At 72.1% G+C, this 15,129-nt stretch carries 11 protein-coding genes; 5 read left to right on the forward strand and 6 right to left on the reverse strand.

Annotated features, from left to right (window positions below; all coding sequences use genetic code 11):
- The first annotated feature begins 91 nt into the window (after positions 1 to 91).
- The gene (gene rfbH / locus AQJ64_RS12380) at positions 92 to 1,396 is read left to right on the forward strand and encodes a lipopolysaccharide biosynthesis protein RfbH (RefSeq protein WP_055634414.1); all 1,305 of its coding nucleotides are present in this window, start codon (positions 92 to 94) and stop codon (positions 1,394 to 1,396) included.
- A gap of 15 nt (positions 1,397 to 1,411) precedes the next feature.
- On the opposite strand, the gene AQJ64_RS12385 is transcribed toward rfbH, so the two are convergent.
- Entirely contained in the window at positions 1,412 to 2,230 is an 819-nt protein-coding gene (locus tag AQJ64_RS12385; RefSeq protein ID WP_055634421.1) for an AfsR/SARP family transcriptional regulator, read from the reverse strand.
- Between the two features lie 281 nt (positions 2,231 to 2,511).
- Here AQJ64_RS12385 and AQJ64_RS12390 point away from each other — a divergent pair, with 281 nt between their 5' ends.
- From AQJ64_RS12390 to AQJ64_RS12400, 3 genes are all read left to right on the forward strand, one after another.
- Positions 2,512 to 2,691 carry a hypothetical protein gene (locus tag AQJ64_RS12390; protein ID WP_055634415.1) on the forward strand — a complete coding sequence of 60 codons (180 nt, stop codon included), beginning with the start codon at positions 2,512 to 2,514 and terminating at the stop codon, positions 2,689 to 2,691.
- Positions 2,688 to 4,955, forward strand: a complete 2,268-nt coding sequence (locus AQJ64_RS12395; protein ID WP_055634416.1) for a TOMM precursor leader peptide-binding protein — start codon at positions 2,688 to 2,690, stop codon at positions 4,953 to 4,955. The genes AQJ64_RS12390 and AQJ64_RS12395 overlap by 4 nt, the downstream gene beginning before the upstream one ends.
- 186 nt (positions 4,956 to 5,141) lie before the next feature.
- Positions 5,142 to 6,389, forward strand: coding sequence for a sensor histidine kinase (locus AQJ64_RS12400; RefSeq protein WP_055634417.1), 1,248 nt, complete (start codon positions 5,142 to 5,144; stop codon positions 6,387 to 6,389).
- A 5-nt stretch (positions 6,390 to 6,394) separates the two neighbouring features.
- Here AQJ64_RS12400 and AQJ64_RS12405 read toward each other — a convergent pair whose 3' ends face one another.
- The 3 genes from AQJ64_RS12405 to AQJ64_RS12415 form a co-directional block, all read right to left on the reverse strand.
- Positions 6,395 to 7,000: a response regulator transcription factor gene (locus AQJ64_RS12405; RefSeq protein WP_055634418.1), complete on the reverse strand. Its 606-nt coding sequence runs from the start codon at positions 6,998 to 7,000 to the stop codon at positions 6,395 to 6,397.
- 183 nt (positions 7,001 to 7,183) lie between these two features.
- The gene (locus tag AQJ64_RS12410) at positions 7,184 to 8,851 is read right to left on the reverse strand and encodes an FG-GAP repeat domain-containing protein (RefSeq protein ID WP_063788735.1); all 1,668 of its coding nucleotides are present in this window, start codon (positions 8,849 to 8,851) and stop codon (positions 7,184 to 7,186) included.
- A gap of 16 nt (positions 8,852 to 8,867) precedes the next feature.
- A complete protein-coding gene (locus AQJ64_RS12415; protein WP_211286478.1) occupies positions 8,868 to 10,679 on the reverse strand; it encodes an alkaline phosphatase D family protein in 1,812 nt (603 codons plus the stop codon).
- Between the two features lie 161 nt (positions 10,680 to 10,840).
- Between AQJ64_RS12415 and AQJ64_RS12420 the strand changes: the two genes are divergently transcribed.
- A complete protein-coding gene (locus tag AQJ64_RS12420; RefSeq protein ID WP_055638140.1) occupies positions 10,841 to 11,533 on the forward strand; it encodes a DUF4232 domain-containing protein in 693 nt (230 codons plus the stop codon).
- On the opposite strand, the gene AQJ64_RS12425 is transcribed toward AQJ64_RS12420, so the two are convergent.
- Together AQJ64_RS12425 and AQJ64_RS12430 are read right to left on the reverse strand one after the other, a co-directional pair.
- Positions 11,530 to 12,600: a LacI family DNA-binding transcriptional regulator gene (locus AQJ64_RS12425; protein WP_055638141.1), complete on the reverse strand. Its 1,071-nt coding sequence runs from the start codon at positions 12,598 to 12,600 to the stop codon at positions 11,530 to 11,532. The two genes, AQJ64_RS12420 and AQJ64_RS12425, sit on opposite strands and share 4 nt — an antisense overlap.
- Before the next feature lie 127 nt (positions 12,601 to 12,727).
- On the reverse strand, positions 12,728 to 15,127 hold the full coding sequence (locus tag AQJ64_RS12430) for a beta-galactosidase (protein ID WP_059202622.1): 2,400 nt from the start codon (positions 15,125 to 15,127) through the stop codon (positions 12,728 to 12,730).
- Positions 15,128 to 15,129: the final 2 nt, after the last annotated feature.

The following is a 15,129-nucleotide window of genomic DNA, read 5'->3' on the forward strand; positions in this document are numbered from 1 at the left end:
CTGGAGCGGGGGCTTTCCGCGGGGACTCCATGGCTCCTCGACCGAGCGGCGCGAGCATGGTCCCGAGGCAATCCTTACCGGAGGGACGGCTATGACATCCGACACCAAGGCCCTGGTCCTGGAGCAGGTCCGCGAGTACCACCGGCAGCAGCAGCCGGGGAACTTCGAGCCGGGAGTGACACCGATCCTCTCCTCGGGGGCGGTCCTGGACGAGGAGGACCGGGTCGCCCTGGTGGAGGCGGCCCTGGATCTGCGGATCGCGGCCGGGGCGCACTCCCGGCGCTTCGAGAGCAGGTTCGCCCGTCACATCGGCGTGCGCAAGGCGCACCTGGTGAACTCCGGGTCCTCGGCGAACCTGCTGGCGCTCTCGGCGCTGACCTCCCCCCGGCTCGGCGATCAGCGGCTGCGCCCGGGCGACGAGGTGATCACGGTGGCCGGCGGTTTCCCCACGACGGTGAACCCGATCTTCCAGAACGGTCTCACGCCCGTGTTCGTGGACCTCGAACTCGGCACCTACAACACGACGGCGGAACGCGTCCGGGCGGCGATCTCGGACCGCACCCGGGCCATCATGATCGCGCACACCCTCGGCAACCCCTACGAGGTGGCGGAGATCCAGCAACTGGCCACCGATCACGAGCTGTTCCTGATCGAGGACAACTGCGACGCCGTGGGCTCGACCTACCAGGGGCGTATGACGGGCACCTTCGGGGACCTCGCCACCGTCAGCTTCTACCCCGCGCACCACATCACGACGGGCGAGGGCGGGTGCGTACTGACCAGGAACCTCGAACTGGCCCGGATCGTGGAGTCGTTCCGCGACTGGGGCCGGGACTGCTGGTGCGAGCCGGGCGAGGACAACACCTGCCTCAAGCGGTTCGACTACCAGCTCGGTGATCTGCCCAAGGGCTACGACCACAAGTACATCTTCTCGCACATCGGGTACAACCTGAAGGCGACCGACCTGCAAGGGGCCCTGGCGCTCAGCCAGTTGAAGAAGCTCCCGGAGTTCGGCGCGGCCCGCCGGCGCAACTGGCAGCGGCTGCGCGACGGGCTCGCGGACGTCCCGGGTCTGCTGCTGCCCACCGCGACGCCGGGCAGTGACCCGAGCTGGTTCGGCTTCGTCATCACGGTCCTGCCCGACGCCACGTACACCCGTCGCGACCTGATCGCCTTCCTGGAGGAGCGGCGCATCGGCACCCGGCGGCTGTTCGGCGGCAACCTCACCCGGCACCCGGCGTATCTCGGCACCCCGCACCGGGTGGCGGGAGACCTGCGCAACTCCGACATCATCACCGAGCAGAGCTTCTGGATCGGGGTGTACCCGGGCATCACCGAGGAGATGACCGACTACATGCGGGAGTCCATCGTCGAGTTCGTCGCCAAGAACGGCTGAGCCGCCCGGGGGCGGTCAGCCGATCATCCGGTCGAGCATCACGTCCTCCCCGCACCTGGGCACGTCCAGCCACGGCTCCGCCGCGAGCACCGCCTGTTGCAGACGCTGCAGGCGCGGGGACGGCGAAAGCCCCAGTTCCTCCGCGAGCCGGCGGCGCAGCCTCTGGTAGACGTCGAGTGCCTGCCAGGAGCGGCCCGCCCGGTACAGCGCCGTCATGCACTGGGCGTGCAGGCCCTCGTGCAGCGGATGGCGTCCGGTGAGCTCGATCAGCTCGGCCAGCAGTTCCGCGTGGCGTCCCAGCCTCAGATCCGCCTCCAGACACCGCTCCAGCACGCCGAGCCTGCTCTCCTCCAGCCGGGCCACCTCGATGCTCAGCACGGGCCCTATCCGCACGTCGACCAGCGCGGACCCGCGCCACAGCGCCAGTGCCTCACGGAAGTACGCCGATGCCTTCTCGTGCCGGTCCTCGGCGGTGGCGAGGCGTCCCGCGGCGACCAGCTGCTCGTAGCGCGGTACGTCGACGGCGTCCTCGGGCGCCTGCCAGCAGTAGCCGCCGTACTGGGTGACGAGGACGTCCTTGGCGGACACCCCGCCGTCGGAGCCGTAGGCCGCGGTGAGCTGTCGGCGCAGCTGGAGGATGTACGTGTGCAGGGTCGCGAGTGCGCTCTGTGGTGGCTCGGTGCCCCAGATCTCCTCCATCAGGGTCCCGACGGGCAGGACCCGGTTGGCGTGGATCGCGAGCAGCGCGAGGATCTGGCGGGGTTTGGCGGCGGTCGGCACGATCGAGCGGCCCCGCACCTCGGCCGTCAGCGGTCCCAGCAACCATATGTCCACGTCTGTCTCCCCCATGTGGTCGGCCATGTGGTCGGCGGAGCACCGCGAAGAGCTCCTTGCTCATGGAGTCTCGCTGGCTGCTTCGACCGTCAACCAGTGCCGTGGTCCCGGACAGGCATAGGAGAAACGTATGCGCAAGATGTGTAAACCTCATATGGTCCCTGTGCGTGACGCACTGGTATCCCCCCGCCGGGCCCCGAAAGGATGGCGGCGCGGCGCAGGGCCGGCCCCGGTCCGACGCACCCCACGGAGCAGGCAGTCGACAGCGACAAGGAGCACACATGTCACGGATCACGCCCCTGCCGGACGGTGACGCGGCCACCGCGAGGGCCGTCGACGATCTCGTGATCACCGAGTTCGGTCACGACCCCGCGGAGTTCCCCGACGGCCGTATCTGTATCTGCTGGACCTCCTCGCCCGGCGTCCCGTCCGCCACGGACGGGGGTCATACGTCTCGATGAGCCGTCCGGTCCCGGACCACGGGCTCCCCCGGCTGGGATTCGCACCGCATCTGCGGGTCGAATCGGTGCCGGGGGAGCCCGTCTTCCTGATGACGGAGGACCGGGTGACCACGCTGGCCGGAGGGCAGGTCGCCCTCCTGGCCCCGCTGCTCGACGGCAGCCGTGATCTGCCCCGCATCGTCGCCGACGCGGCCCCCGCGCTGTCGGCCGACAGCACCGAACGGCTCGTGACCAGGCTGCTGGACGCGGGCCTGCTGCACGCCTATCCGCCGGACGAATCCGACGGACCCGAGCGTGCCTACTGGGCCCTCACCGGCCTGCAGGCGCGGCCCGGCGCCGGCCGGGACGCGCTGCTGGCCGCGGTCGACCTCACCGAGGGCGCGGGGGGCGGGCTGCACGAGGCCGTCCTGGCGGCGGGGCTGCGCACCGCGGCCGCGGGCGAGCCGGCCGACCTGACCCTGGCGCTGTGCCACGACTACCTCGATCCGCGGCTGGGCGCCGTGGACGCGGAGCACCGTGCCGCGGGACGTACCTGGCTTCCGGTACGGGCCAGTGGCACCCACTTGTGGATCGGGCCCTTCTTCTCCCCGGGGGAGGGCCCCTGCTGGAGCTGTCTCGCGGACCGGCTCCGGCTGCGCCGGCGCGGCGAGGCGTACGTCCAGCACCGGCTCGGGCAGAGCGGGCCCGCAGCGCACCGGCCGTCGTACCTGCCCGCGGGGCGTACGGCGGCCCTGCATCTGGCCCTGCTGGAGGCCGGAAAGTGGCTCGCCGGGCACCGGAGCACCGAGCAGGGCAGCCTGTGGCGGCTGGACACCCGCACGCTGGAGAGCAGCCGCCATCCCGTGCGGCGCCGCCCGCAGTGCTCCCGCTGCGGTGATCCGCTGCTGGTGCGCGACCGGGTCTCGGCTCCGGTCGTGCTGTCCCCCCGGCCGGTGCGGGACACCACGGGCGGGGGCCACCGGACGTTCGGTCCGGACCGGATGCTGGAGCGCTACGGGCACCTCGTGGACCCCGTCACCGGTCTCGTGGGCGAGATCCGCCGGGACCCTCGGGGACCGGAGTTCCTCAACTGCTTCCACGCGGGTGCCCAGCCGCCCTGGGCTCCCGAGCGGCCGCCGCCCCCGCTGCACACCCCGCTGCGCAGCCCCGGCTCCGGCAAGGGCGTGACCGAACTCCACGCCAGGGTGAGCGCGTTGGCCGAGGCGCTGGAGCGGTACAGCGGCTACTACCAGGGCGACGAGCCGCGCCGGCACGGCAGTTACCGCGAACTGGCGCCGCTGGCCGTCCATCCGGACGGGGTCCAGCTCTTCGACCGGCGGCAGTTCGAGGACCGGGTGGCCTGGAACCGCGCGCACGGGCCCTTCCACCAGGTGACCGAGCCCTTCGACGAGGACGCTCCCCTCGACTGGACGCCCGTCTGGTCGCTGACCGAGCGACGCCGGCGGCTGGCGCCGACGAGTCTGCTCTACTACAACGCCCCGGACGCGGGCACCGGATTCTGCCGGGCCACCTCCAACGGGGCCGCCGCCGGCACCAGTCTGGAGGACGCCATCGTCCACGGCTGTCTGGAACTGGTGGAGCGGGACGCGGTCGCGCTGTGGTGGTACAACCGCACCCGGCAGCCCGGCGTGACCCTGGAGCCGCGGGATCCGTGGATCGCCCGGATGCGGGCCGTCCTCAGGGATCTGGGCCGGACGGTGTGGGCCCTCGATCTCACCTCCGATCTCGGCATTCCCGTGGTCGCCGCAGTGTCGGCCCGGACCGGGAAGAAGGCCGAGGACATCGTGCTGGGCTTCGGCGCGCATTTCGACCCCCGGATCGCGCTGCGCCGGGCGCTCACCGAACTCAACCAGATGCTGCCGCCGTTGACCGGGGTACCGGCCGACGGGTCCTCCGCGTACACCGGCACCGACCCGGAGGCCGTGGCCTGGTTCCGGCACGCCACCACCGCCAACCAGCCCTATCTGCTGCCCGCGGCCCGCCGGTCCACCCGGCCGCCCGCGGCTCCGCGACCGCCCGCCGACGCCGCGGCACAGGTCCACGCCCTGGTCGCGCTGCTGCGCCGGCACGGCCTCGACGTCCTCGTCCTCGACCAGACCCGCCCCGATGTGGAACTGCCCGTCGCCAAGGTGCTGATCCCCGGTCTGCGCCCGCACTGGGCGGGATTCGGCCCCGGCCGGCTGTTCGACGTACCCGTCGCGCTCGGCCGGCTCACCCGGCCGACGGACTACGCGGATCTCAATCCGCTGCCGCTGCACCTGTAACGGAATGAGGTCTTCCTATTTCTTTTACGCAAACGAGTAAACCTTTCCGCACCCAGAACGGTCTCCCCCGGCAAGGGGATTGCAACAATTACGTTTTCCGCACTCCCGTACGATGCCATGAGAGGATTGCGCGCGGCACAACCTGACTCATTGACTCGTTCGGTTCTCCCGGGGGGAAGAGGAGAGATGCGAGGTTCTGCCCAGCACAAGGGTCTGCGCACCGAACATGACGACGCGAGAAGCAGACACCTCGCCCTCGGCACCTCCAGCGCCATCACGATCGCGGTCCTCGTGGCCTTTTTCGGGGTCGCCGTCGCTTATCTGCTGGACGACCATCTCTCACCGGTCAGGTTCACCGCGGGCATCGTGACCCTGTTGCTCGTCTACGGCCTCCAACTGACCCATTCCTTCGGGTACCTGTCTCCCCGGCTGACCCGCCGGCGGTACTGGACCTTCGGACTCCAGGCCCTGCTCACCTATCTGCCCTTCCTCACCTTCGCCGACGCCTGGCTCGCCACACCGGGCGCCCTCGCCGGTTCCGCGCTGCTCGTGCTGCCGCCCCGCTGGAGGTGGCTGCCGTTCGCGGCGATCGTGGGATCGTCCAGCCTGCTGGTGCTGGAGAGCGGAGTGGGCCGTGGCTCGCTCGGCTACGGGACGGTCGCGACCACGCTGACCGGCCTGGTGGTGTTCGGGCTCTCCGAGCTGACCCGTCTCGTCCAGGACGCCCACCACACCTCCGCCGAGCTCACCCGGATGGCCGTGGAGGCCGAACGGCTGCGCTTCTCACGCGATCTGCACGATCTGCTGGGCATGAGCCTGACCACCATCGCCTTCAAGAGCGAACTGGCACGGCGGCTGCCGCCCTCCAAACACGCCCGTCTGCACCAGGAACTGACGGAGATCCTGGAAACCACCCAGCGGGCCCTGATCGACGTCCGGGCCGTCTCCCAGACCTACCGCGCGATGTCGCTGGCCACCGAGGTCGACACCCTCTTCGCCACCCTCAGGAACCTGGGCGTGCACGCCCAGGTCCGGGGCAGCGCCGGGCCGCTGCCGTCCGACATCGAGACCACCCTGGCGACGGTGCTGCGCGAGGGGGTCACCAACATGCTGCGGCACAGCAGGGTCGGCACCTGCGTCGTCCGGCTGCACCGCGAACAGGGCGCCGTCAGACTGACGGTGACCAACGACGGACTCGACGACTGCCCGGCCGCCGCGTTCAGCGACGCCCGGCCGGGAAGCGGCCTCAACAACCTCCGCGACCGCGTCGAGGCGGTGGAGGGCCGGCTCACCGCGGAGGTCACGGACGGGAAGTGGTTCTCCCTGACGGCGGTCGTCCCGCTCCCGGCGAAGACAGCCGCGCCCAGGCACTGGCTCGTCCGGCCCCTGCACCCCTCCGGCAGAGGGATGCACGACTCCGCGACCGTGGCCTGAGCGCGTCAGATCCAGCCACCCTCACGGGCGATCCGTACCGCGTCCATCCGGTTGCGGGCGCCCAGTTTGACCACGGCGCTGCTCAGGTAGTTCCGCACCGTCCCCGTGGAGAGGAACAGCCGGCCGGCGATGGCCTCGGTGCCCTCGCCCGCGGCGGCGAGCCGGAGGACCTCCAGTTCACGCGGGGCCAGCGGCTGCGTCACCTCTTCGAGCGCCGCGACCGCCAGCTGGGGATCGACGACCCGCTTCCCGGCGGCCACCGCCCTTATGGCACCGACGAGTTGGGCGGGGTTGGCGTCCTTGCACAGGAATCCGGTGGCACGGGAGGCCAGCGCCCGGCGCAGGGTGCTGGGATTGCCGAGCCCCGTGAGCATGAGGATCCGGCAGTCGGGTACGGCGGTACAGAGCGCGGCGGCGGCGGTGATGCCGTCCATACCGGGAAGACCGATGTCGAGTACGGCCACATCCGGTCGCAGTGCGCGCGCCTTCGGGACGATCTCATCGCCGCGATCGACTTCGGCCACCACATCGAAATCGCTTTCCAACGACAGAAGTTCGGCCAGCGCTCGGCGTAACATCACCATGTCCTCGGCGATCAGAATCTTCAGCATGGCTTCTCTCACATCGGCCGTCTCCGAGACACTCGCGCTCCATACTCTCACCCGTATAGCCGAATCACAGCGGGGAAACGCCCGCCGCCCCTCCACCGACCAGGGCGATCGCAACGTGCGATGAGACGGAAAAGGAATCAGCGGTGATCGCCGGTGCCGAATTCCGGCACCTCGGATCCGCCGTCAGAGCAGGTCCGTCCAACTGCCCCAGCCGCTGCTGGCCTTGCTCACCCGTGCCGTGAAGCCCCCCGTCCCCGTGCCGGCGTAGAAGTACAGGGCGCCGGCGGACGTCGTGGCCATCAGGTCGGCCTTGCCGTCGCCGTTGGCGTCGCCCGGGGAGAACACCTTCTTGTAGGTCTGCCAGCCCGTGCCCACCTTCACCCGGGCGGAGAAGGGGGCGGCGGCGGAGCCCGTGCCCGCGTAACGCCACAGGGTGCCGGAGGTGTCCCGGGCCAGCAGGTCGGGGCGGCCGTCGCCGGTGAAGTCGCCCGCGCCGACCAGGGTGTTGTAGCCCTGCCAGCCGGTGCTGATCTTGACGCGGGAGGCGACCGAGGTGCCGGTGCCGTCGCCCGGGTAGAGGTAGAGGATGCCGGAGGTGGTGACGGCCAGCAGGTCGCCCTTGCCGTCGCCGGTCACGTCGCCCGGTCCCACGATCCGGTTGTAGGAGGTGGAGCCCGTGGCGAGGGTGGGGTCCGAGAGCGCGTAGTACGCCGGGTTGGTCAGTTTGCCCGTGCTCACGGAATGGACGACCAGGTCGGCCAGGCCGTTCTGGCGGAGGGAGACGGCGTAGGACAGGCGGGTGGTGGCGGCGGGCCAGGAGGTGCCGACCAGGAGTCTGCTGGTGAGGGTGCCGGTGCCGGTCACCTGGTAGCTGTAGACCGCCCCTGCCGACGTACGGGCCAGCGCGCCGTACTTGCCGTAGTGCGGGTTGTTGCCCGCCCCCGCGAACTGCGTCACCTTGCCCCAGCCCTTGCTGCGGGCGGCCTTGGTGCCGAAGGTGCCGGTGCCGGTGCCGGCGTAGAACCAGAGCTGGCCGGCGAAGTCCCGGGCCAGCAGGTCGGTCCTGCCGTTGCCGTCCCAGTCGCCGCCGCCGATGATCTGGCTGTACGAGGCCCAGTCGGTCTTGGCGTCCTTGACCCGGGCGTTGAAGGTGCCGCCCTTCTTGCCCGTGTAGCGGTAGAGGACCCCGGCCGGAGTGCGGGCCAGGACGTCGCCGACGCCGTCGCCGTTGAGGTCACCGGCGCCGATCAGTTCGTCGTACTGCTGCCAGCCCGTCCCGACCGTCACCCGGCTGCCGAAGGCGCCGGTGCCCTTGCCCGGGTAGTAGTAGAGGGTGCCGGCCGGGGTGCGGGCCAGCAGGTCGGCCTTGCCGTCGCCGTTCAGGTCCCCCGGGGCGAGGACCTTGTTGTAGATCTGCCAGCCGGACGCGACCGTACGGTACGAGCCCAGGCCGCCGGGGGTGCGGGCGTAGACACCCGAGTGGAAGGAGAGCACACCGGTCGGGCTCAGGGTCAGCACGTCCTGGACGCCGTCCGAGTCGAGGTCGCCCGGGGTCAGGACGTCCTTGACCTTGGCCACGTCCGTGTCGAGGGCCATCGTCTCGGCCGCGCCGGTGTTGACGTACAACTGGCCCGCCACATTGCGGTAGACCAGGTCGGACGTGCCGTCCCCGTCGAAGTCGCCGCGCGCCGGAGCGGTCGCGTCCGCGTCGCCGGGCGACAGGACGAAGACGCCCGCCGCCAGCACCGCCACCGTGCCGGCCAGCGCCGAAGCCTTCCTGGCGCGGGGGCGGCGACGACCGGAACGGCGTTCGGTGCCTGCCTCGCGCCGCCGGGATCGGAGGGTGAACACATGCTCTCCCGGAGGGTCAGGGGGTGGTGGAGGCTTCGGGGGCGGTGGAGGTGTCAGAGGTCGGGTCAGGGGTCGTCGCGGGGCTGGTGTCGGCGGTCGCGTCCACCGTGGCCGTCGCCCCGTCCGGGGAGGAGGGGGCGGAAGGCGTCGCGGACTCGGTCGGTGTCGCGGCGGCCGTCGTCCCGTCCGCCTCGGCCGGTGACTCCTCCGCGCTCGCGGCCGTCTCCCTCGCCACCCCCACCTGGTACACGCCCGGCACCCCGTCCTCCACCCGGAAGGTCGCGGCCGTCGTGGTCGTGCCGTTCTTCGTGAGCACCGTGGAGATCGCCCGCAGCCGGGCGTCGATGCCGTCGGCGGTGATGTCGAGGAGCAGATAGCCGCGCCGGGCGTCGATCATCTTCCAGTGCGGGTTGTCCGCCAGCTTGGGCGCCCACTCGGCGGCGAAGGCGGTCAGGTCCTCGTCGCCGCTGCTGGAGATCGACGTCCCGACGAACTCCGCGCCGACCACGGCCGAGTCCGGGTCGTCGAAGTCCAGCTTGAGGTCGCTGACGATGGTGCGGTGGCGGTCACCGGACAGCACGACCGGGTTGCGGATGCCCTGGAACTCGGCGAGCAGGGCGGCGCGTTCCTTCTGGTAGCCGTCCCAGGCGTCGTACGACCACTCCTTGCCGACCCCCGCCAGGAAGTCGGTCTCGGCCATCATCACCTGGGAGGCGACCAGGTTCCAGCGGGCGCCGGAGCTGCTCATGCTGTTCACCAGCCAGTCCCGCTGGGTGTCGCCCATGATGACGCGGCCGTCCTTCAGGGCACCGGCGTCGGTGGTCGCCTGGTCGTCGCGGTACTGCCGGGTGTCCAGGACGTGCAGCCGGGCCAGGGTGCCGAAGTCGAGGGAGCGGTACATCCGGACGTCCGGGCCGCTGGGCTTCTGCGCGGTCCGGATCGGCATGTGCTCGTAGAAGGCCTGGAAGGCGGCGGCACGGCGGGCCAGGAACTTGGCGGTGGGCCAGGCCACCGGGTCGTTCGCCACGTCACCCGCCCAGTCCTGCTCCACCTCGTGGTCGTCGAAGACGACGACGAACGGGGCGGCGGCGCGCATCGCCTGGAGGTCCGGGTCGGTGTTGTACTGCTCGTGGCGGGCACGGTACTGGGCGAGCGTGACGGGCTGGCCGGTGCCCTCGTGACGGCGCACGCGGTACGAGTACGCGGAGCTCTCGTAGATGTAGTCGCCGACGAACAGCACCAGGTCCGGCTGCTGTTCGCGCATGTCCCGGTAGGCGGTGAAGTAGCCGTGCTGCCAGTTCTGGCAGGAGGCGAGCGCGATCCGCATGTTCTCGGGGGTGCTGCCGGCGGCGGGGGCGGTCCGGGTGCGGCCGGTGGGGGAGGTGCGGTCCAGCGCCTTGAACCGGTACCAGTAGTCGGTGGCCGGCGTCAGGCCCGTGACGTCGACGTGGACGCTGTGGCCGAGGCCGGCGCTCGCCGTCGCCGTACCGCTCCCGACGATGGTGGTGAAGCCGCTGTCCGAGGCGAGTTCCCAGGTCACGGCCACCGTGGGCGGCAGGATGCCGGAGCTGCCCTGGGTCGCGGGCAGCACCCTCGTCCACAGCACGATCGCGGTGGGCAGGGGATCTCCGGAGGCGACGCCGAGCTTGAAGACCGTGCCGCTCACCTCCGCGCCCGGGCCGGCCGCGGCGGCCGCCCCGCTCACCGAGGCCGAGGCGCTGTCCGGCAGCAACTGCCCGGCGGCGGCCGCCCCCGCGGCTCCCAAGGTGACGGCTCCGGCGCCCAGGAACCTTCGTCGGCGTATGCCGTCGGGTCCGCCCGCACGCATGGAATGGTCGCTCGACTGCACCCGTGTGCCTTTCCCCCAAAGGCGGTGCGCTGCGCAGCACCGGTGAACGTGATCGCCGTGGATTCTATGCAATACCCTCACAGCACGAGGCCCGGGGGCCGTAATTCGTCCATCTGTCCGTTCGAAACCCAGCAGGAGTCATGCGCCGACCAACGAGGTACGCCGTCGCGGTCCTGCTTCTCGTGGGTGCGGCGGGCTGCTCGTCGGGCCCCGATGCGGCGTCAGACGCCTCCCCCGAAGCGTCGTCGTCCGAGGCCGGGTACGTCCCGAGGGCCGGATCCGGTGCGGACCCGGACGCGAGCCCCGGCGCGGATGCCGGGGACGCCGGTGACAGCACCGGCGACAGTGGCGAGAAAGATGCCGGTGCCGGTCAGGACACGTCCGCCCCGTCCGCCGGTGTGCTCTACGGCGCCGGTTCCCTGCCCAGTCCCGCCGCCGATCACTGCCGTACGCAGCACCTGACGGCCGTGGCGCGGAGCACCGGGGAGGGCCGGGCCTCCGTCGTGCTCACCAACAAGGGCGACGGCTCCTGCACGGTACGCGGCTTCCCGTCCCTGCTCTTCGAGGGCCGGACCGGACGGACCGAACTGCCGGTGGACTGGGCCGGGTCGGCCGCCGAGGCCCCGAAGGTCACCCTCGGGCCGGGCGATTCCGCCGTCGCCGCGCTCACCTTCACCAGCCTCGGCGAGTGCGACGCGATCACCGCGCTCGATGTCGTCCCGCCCGGCGAGTCACGGCCGCTGACCCCCGCCTTCACCACCTCGGAGGGGAAGGAGAAGGCGGTGCGCGTCTGTGACACCGGGGTCCGGGTACGGGCGTTCACCACCGGTTAGCCGGCACCGCGCGTGCTGTCGCGGACGCGCAGTTCCACGGGGATCAGGGTCAGCGGCGGCACCGGTGTCCGCGGGCCGGAGGAGGCGTCGATGCGGTCCAGCAGGATGCGCAGCGAGATGGTGCCGATGTCCGTGAAGTCCGTACGGATGGTGGTCAGCGGGGGCAGGAAGTGCGCGGCCTCCGGGATGTCGTCGTAGCCGACGACGCTGACGTCCTCGGGGACCCCGCGGCCGGCCTCGTGCAGGGCGCGCAGGACGCCCAGGGCCATCTGGTCGTTCGAGACGAAGATCGCGGTGACGGACGGGTCCTTGGCGAGTTCGCGGCCCAGGTCGTAGCCGGAGTCGGCGCTCCAGTCGCCGATGAGCGGGGCGTGGATCTCGGCGCCGGCCGCCTTCAGGGTGTCCCGCCAGCTGTCGGCGCGGCGGTCGGCCGAGGTCCAGCCGGTCGGGCCCGCCACATGCCGGACGGTGGGATGGCCGAGGCCCAGGAGGTGCTCGGTGGCCTTGCGGGCGCCGGTGCGGGCGTCCGAGGTGACCATGGGGGTGCCGTCGCCGAGGTCGTTGTCCATGACCACCAACGGGGTGTCCAGGTGGGCCTCGGCCAGGGCCCGGGCGACCCAGAGCTGGGGGGCGATCGCGATCACACCGTCCGCGCCCTCGGCGGAGAGCCGGTCCGCCGCGCGGACGACGGTGTCCTTGTCGGCGGTGTCCAGGGCGATCGAGCTGACCAGGTAACCGGCCTCCTGCGCGGCCGTGTTGATGGCCGTGAGGGTGGAGGCGGGGCCGTAGCGGGCGGCGTCGAAGGAGATCACGCCGAGCATCCGGGTCCGGCCGCTGGCCAGGGAACGGGCGCTGCGGCTCGGGCGGTAGCCGAGGGTGCGCATCGCCGCCTGGACGGCCTCGCGGGTCTCGGCGCGTACGGCCGGGTGGTCGTTGAGCACCCGGGAGACCGTCTGTTTGGAGACGCCGGCGAGTTTCGCCACGTCGTCCATCACGGGGCGCGCGCCGGCGAAGTTGCGTCGGCTGCGTCCCTTGGTCGCCGGGCCGTCGGCGGCGCCTGGGGTCATGGTGGGTGCTCTGCTTCCTTCGGCCTGGGCTGCTCCGCGGGCGGGCCTGGCGCCGACCGCGGATCCACCGGGCCTGCCCCGCCCGGCTGACCCACAGGATAGGCCGGGCGGGGTGCGGGGGCCGGGGTCAGGTCCGGCGCAGCGTCCACGTCCGGCGGCGTGTCCACTCCGCGCCCGTCACCTCCGCGACACCCGGGGATGCCGCCACCGGTGTGTACACCTTCGCCCCCGCGGCCGGCGGCAGCACCTTCAGGAGGAGGGGCTCGCCCGGCGGCACCAGCTCCGTGGCCAGCTCCCAGGGGCGCCCCGAGAAGAACTGGTCCGCCACCAGCCGCCCCGCCCGCGTGTACGCCCGTGCCGTGTCCCCCGTCCAGTGCAGGCGCAGCAGGGTTCCCTCGGGGATGTCCCCGGGGACGTCCACCCGGTACACGGCCGCCACGGCGTCGTAGTGCTCGTCGGCCGGGGCGCTCGCGCGGTGGAGGACACCGGTGGTGGGGGTGGGCGGCGGGCCCGGCGGGCGCAGGAGGGTGAAAGACGGGTCGGGGAGGAGGGTGCCCTCCGTCTCCGGGTCCGGGAAGAGGGTGTAGCGGGTCAGGGAGCCGTCCCGGGTCTCCTTCAGGGTGGCGCCGGTGACCGTCAGGGGGTGGGGCGGGGCGGGGAGGACCGCCAGGGTCGACCGCTCGCCGGGGTGTGCGTCGGTGCGGGTGTGCAGGCGTACCTCGTCCCGTTCCTCGTCGAGGACGACCCCGTCCGGGGACAGGATCAGCCGCGGGGCTCCCCAGGCCCGGCCCCTGTAGGCCGTACGGGCCGTCGCCGCGTCCAGGACCAGCAGGGCCACCCGGGTGCCGTCGGCGGTCTCCGTCTCCACGAGGGCGTCGGTGCCGGGGCGCAGGCCGGTGATCAGGACCCGGCCGGCTTCCCGCCGTACGGTCCCCGTCCCCGCTCCGGTGACCTTCGCCACCGTCGTCGCGTCCAGGGCCAGTTCGGGGGCGATGCCGTCGGTCGCGGCGAGCACCAGCACCGTACGGCCGTCGTCAGCGACCGTGCAGACCGGCTGGGCCGTGGCCCAGTCGAGGCGCAGGCCGGCCACGTCCAGGCGCAGTGGCCAGCAGAAGTAGGCGCCGGAGGGGACGGTGACCGGGGTGGTGGGGAGGGTGAGGGGCTCGCCGTCCGGGAACGCGACCGTGAAGGTGGTCCGCTCGTGGTCGGGCAACGGCTCGTGCGGCTGGTGGTTGTTGACGAACAGGAAGCCGGAGGCGCGGCCGTCGGTGCGGACCGCCCAGCGCAGGGTGGCGCTGTCGTGCTGGCCGCCGGGGCCGTCGGCGGGCAGGGCCGACTCCAGCGGGGCGATCCGCTCGCCGAACTCCGCCAGCAGCAGGTGCTGGAGGCGGAGTTCGTCGTACGAGGGGCGGTACTGGCCGTACTCGCCCAGCGGGGCCTGGAAGTCGTACGTCAGGACGGGCAGGTCGTTGGGGTAGGCGGTGGCGTGGGACTCCTGGAGGGTGGTGCGGCCGCCGAGCGGGTTGGTGCCGCCGTGGAACATGTAGTAGCCCTGCCAGACCGAGCCGCAGCCGATCTTGGTGAGCGCCAGGGCGCCGATGTCGGCGGCGTCGACGTGCGGGCGGCGGTGGTAGGCGACCGCCATGCCGCCGCCCAGCTCGCAGGTGGCCCAGGGGAAACGGTCGGCGTAGGCCGCCGGGTCGGTGCCGCGGACGGTCGTGGGGCGCAGGTCGGCGCCGATGCCCTCGTCGTCGCGCTGGTGGGTGAAGAAGAAGTGCTTGCGGCAGGTGTCGGGCCAGCCGCCGTCGTGCTCGGTCCAGAAGGTCTCCGGGTAACCCCCGTAGAGCGGGAGCAGTTCGTCGCCCGGGAGCCGGACTCCGCCCCAGGCGGTCGAGGTCCACAGGGGTGCGTCGAGGCCGGCTTCCCGGGCCATGCGCTTCAGGGTCAGCAGGTGGCCGGGCTGGTCGTACAGCTCGTTCTCGATCTGGATCGCGATGACCGGGCCGCCGGACTCGCGCCCCAGTCCGCCGAGCTGGGCCCCGATCGCGGCGAACCAGGGGCGTACGGCGGCGAGGTAGGACGGGTCGTCGGTGCGGGGTGCGGTGGTGCGGGCCAGGACCCAGTCGGGGAGGCCGCCGCCCCGGACCTCGGCGTGGGACCAGGGGCCGATCCGGGGGATGAAGTCGAGGCCGTGGCGGGCGCACAGCCGGGCGAACCGGCGGAGGTCGCGGTCGCCGTCGAAGCGGAGGTCGCCCTCGGTCTCCTCGTGGTGGATCCAGATGAGGTAGGAGGCGACCGCCGTCACACCGCCCGCCTTCATCTTCAGGAGTTCCTCCTCCCAGTGGTCGGCCGGGTGGCGGGAGTAGTGGAACTCGCCGGAGACGGGGAACCAGGGGCGTCCGGCGCGGGTCAGCCAGCGGCTGGTCACCTCGATGGGGTCGGGGACGCCCGGGGCGTCGGAGAAGGGGAGGTGGCCCCGCAGGGGCGGGGCGGAGGGGGCGGGGACCTGGAGGTGGTGGCGCGGCATGG

The organism is Streptomyces griseoruber (assembly GCF_001514205.1).
Taxonomy (GTDB): domain Bacteria; phylum Actinomycetota; class Actinomycetes; order Streptomycetales; family Streptomycetaceae; genus Streptomyces; species Streptomyces griseoruber.

Coding starts and splice junctions, on each gene's coding strand:
- AQJ64_RS12425 (WP_055638141.1), bottom strand. CDS start 12,600: ATGACCCCAGGCGCCGCCGACGGCCCGGCGACCAAGGGACGCAGCCGA.
- rfbH (WP_055634414.1), top strand. CDS start 92: ATGACATCCGACACCAAGGCCCTGGTCCTGGAGCAGGTCCGCGAGTAC.
- AQJ64_RS12395 (WP_055634416.1), top strand. CDS start 2,688: ATGAGCCGTCCGGTCCCGGACCACGGGCTCCCCCGGCTGGGATTCGCA.
- AQJ64_RS12420 (WP_055638140.1), top strand. CDS start 10,841: ATGCGCCGACCAACGAGGTACGCCGTCGCGGTCCTGCTTCTCGTGGGT.
- AQJ64_RS12415 (WP_211286478.1), bottom strand. CDS start 10,679: ATGCGTGCGGGCGGACCCGACGGCATACGCCGACGAAGGTTCCTGGGC.
- AQJ64_RS12400 (WP_055634417.1), top strand. CDS start 5,142: ATGCGAGGTTCTGCCCAGCACAAGGGTCTGCGCACCGAACATGACGAC.
- AQJ64_RS12405 (WP_055634418.1), bottom strand. CDS start 7,000: ATGCTGAAGATTCTGATCGCCGAGGACATGGTGATGTTACGCCGAGCG.
- AQJ64_RS12390 (WP_055634415.1), top strand. CDS start 2,512: ATGTCACGGATCACGCCCCTGCCGGACGGTGACGCGGCCACCGCGAGG.
- AQJ64_RS12430 (WP_059202622.1), bottom strand. CDS start 15,127: ATGCCGCGCCACCACCTCCAGGTCCCCGCCCCCTCCGCCCCGCCCCTG.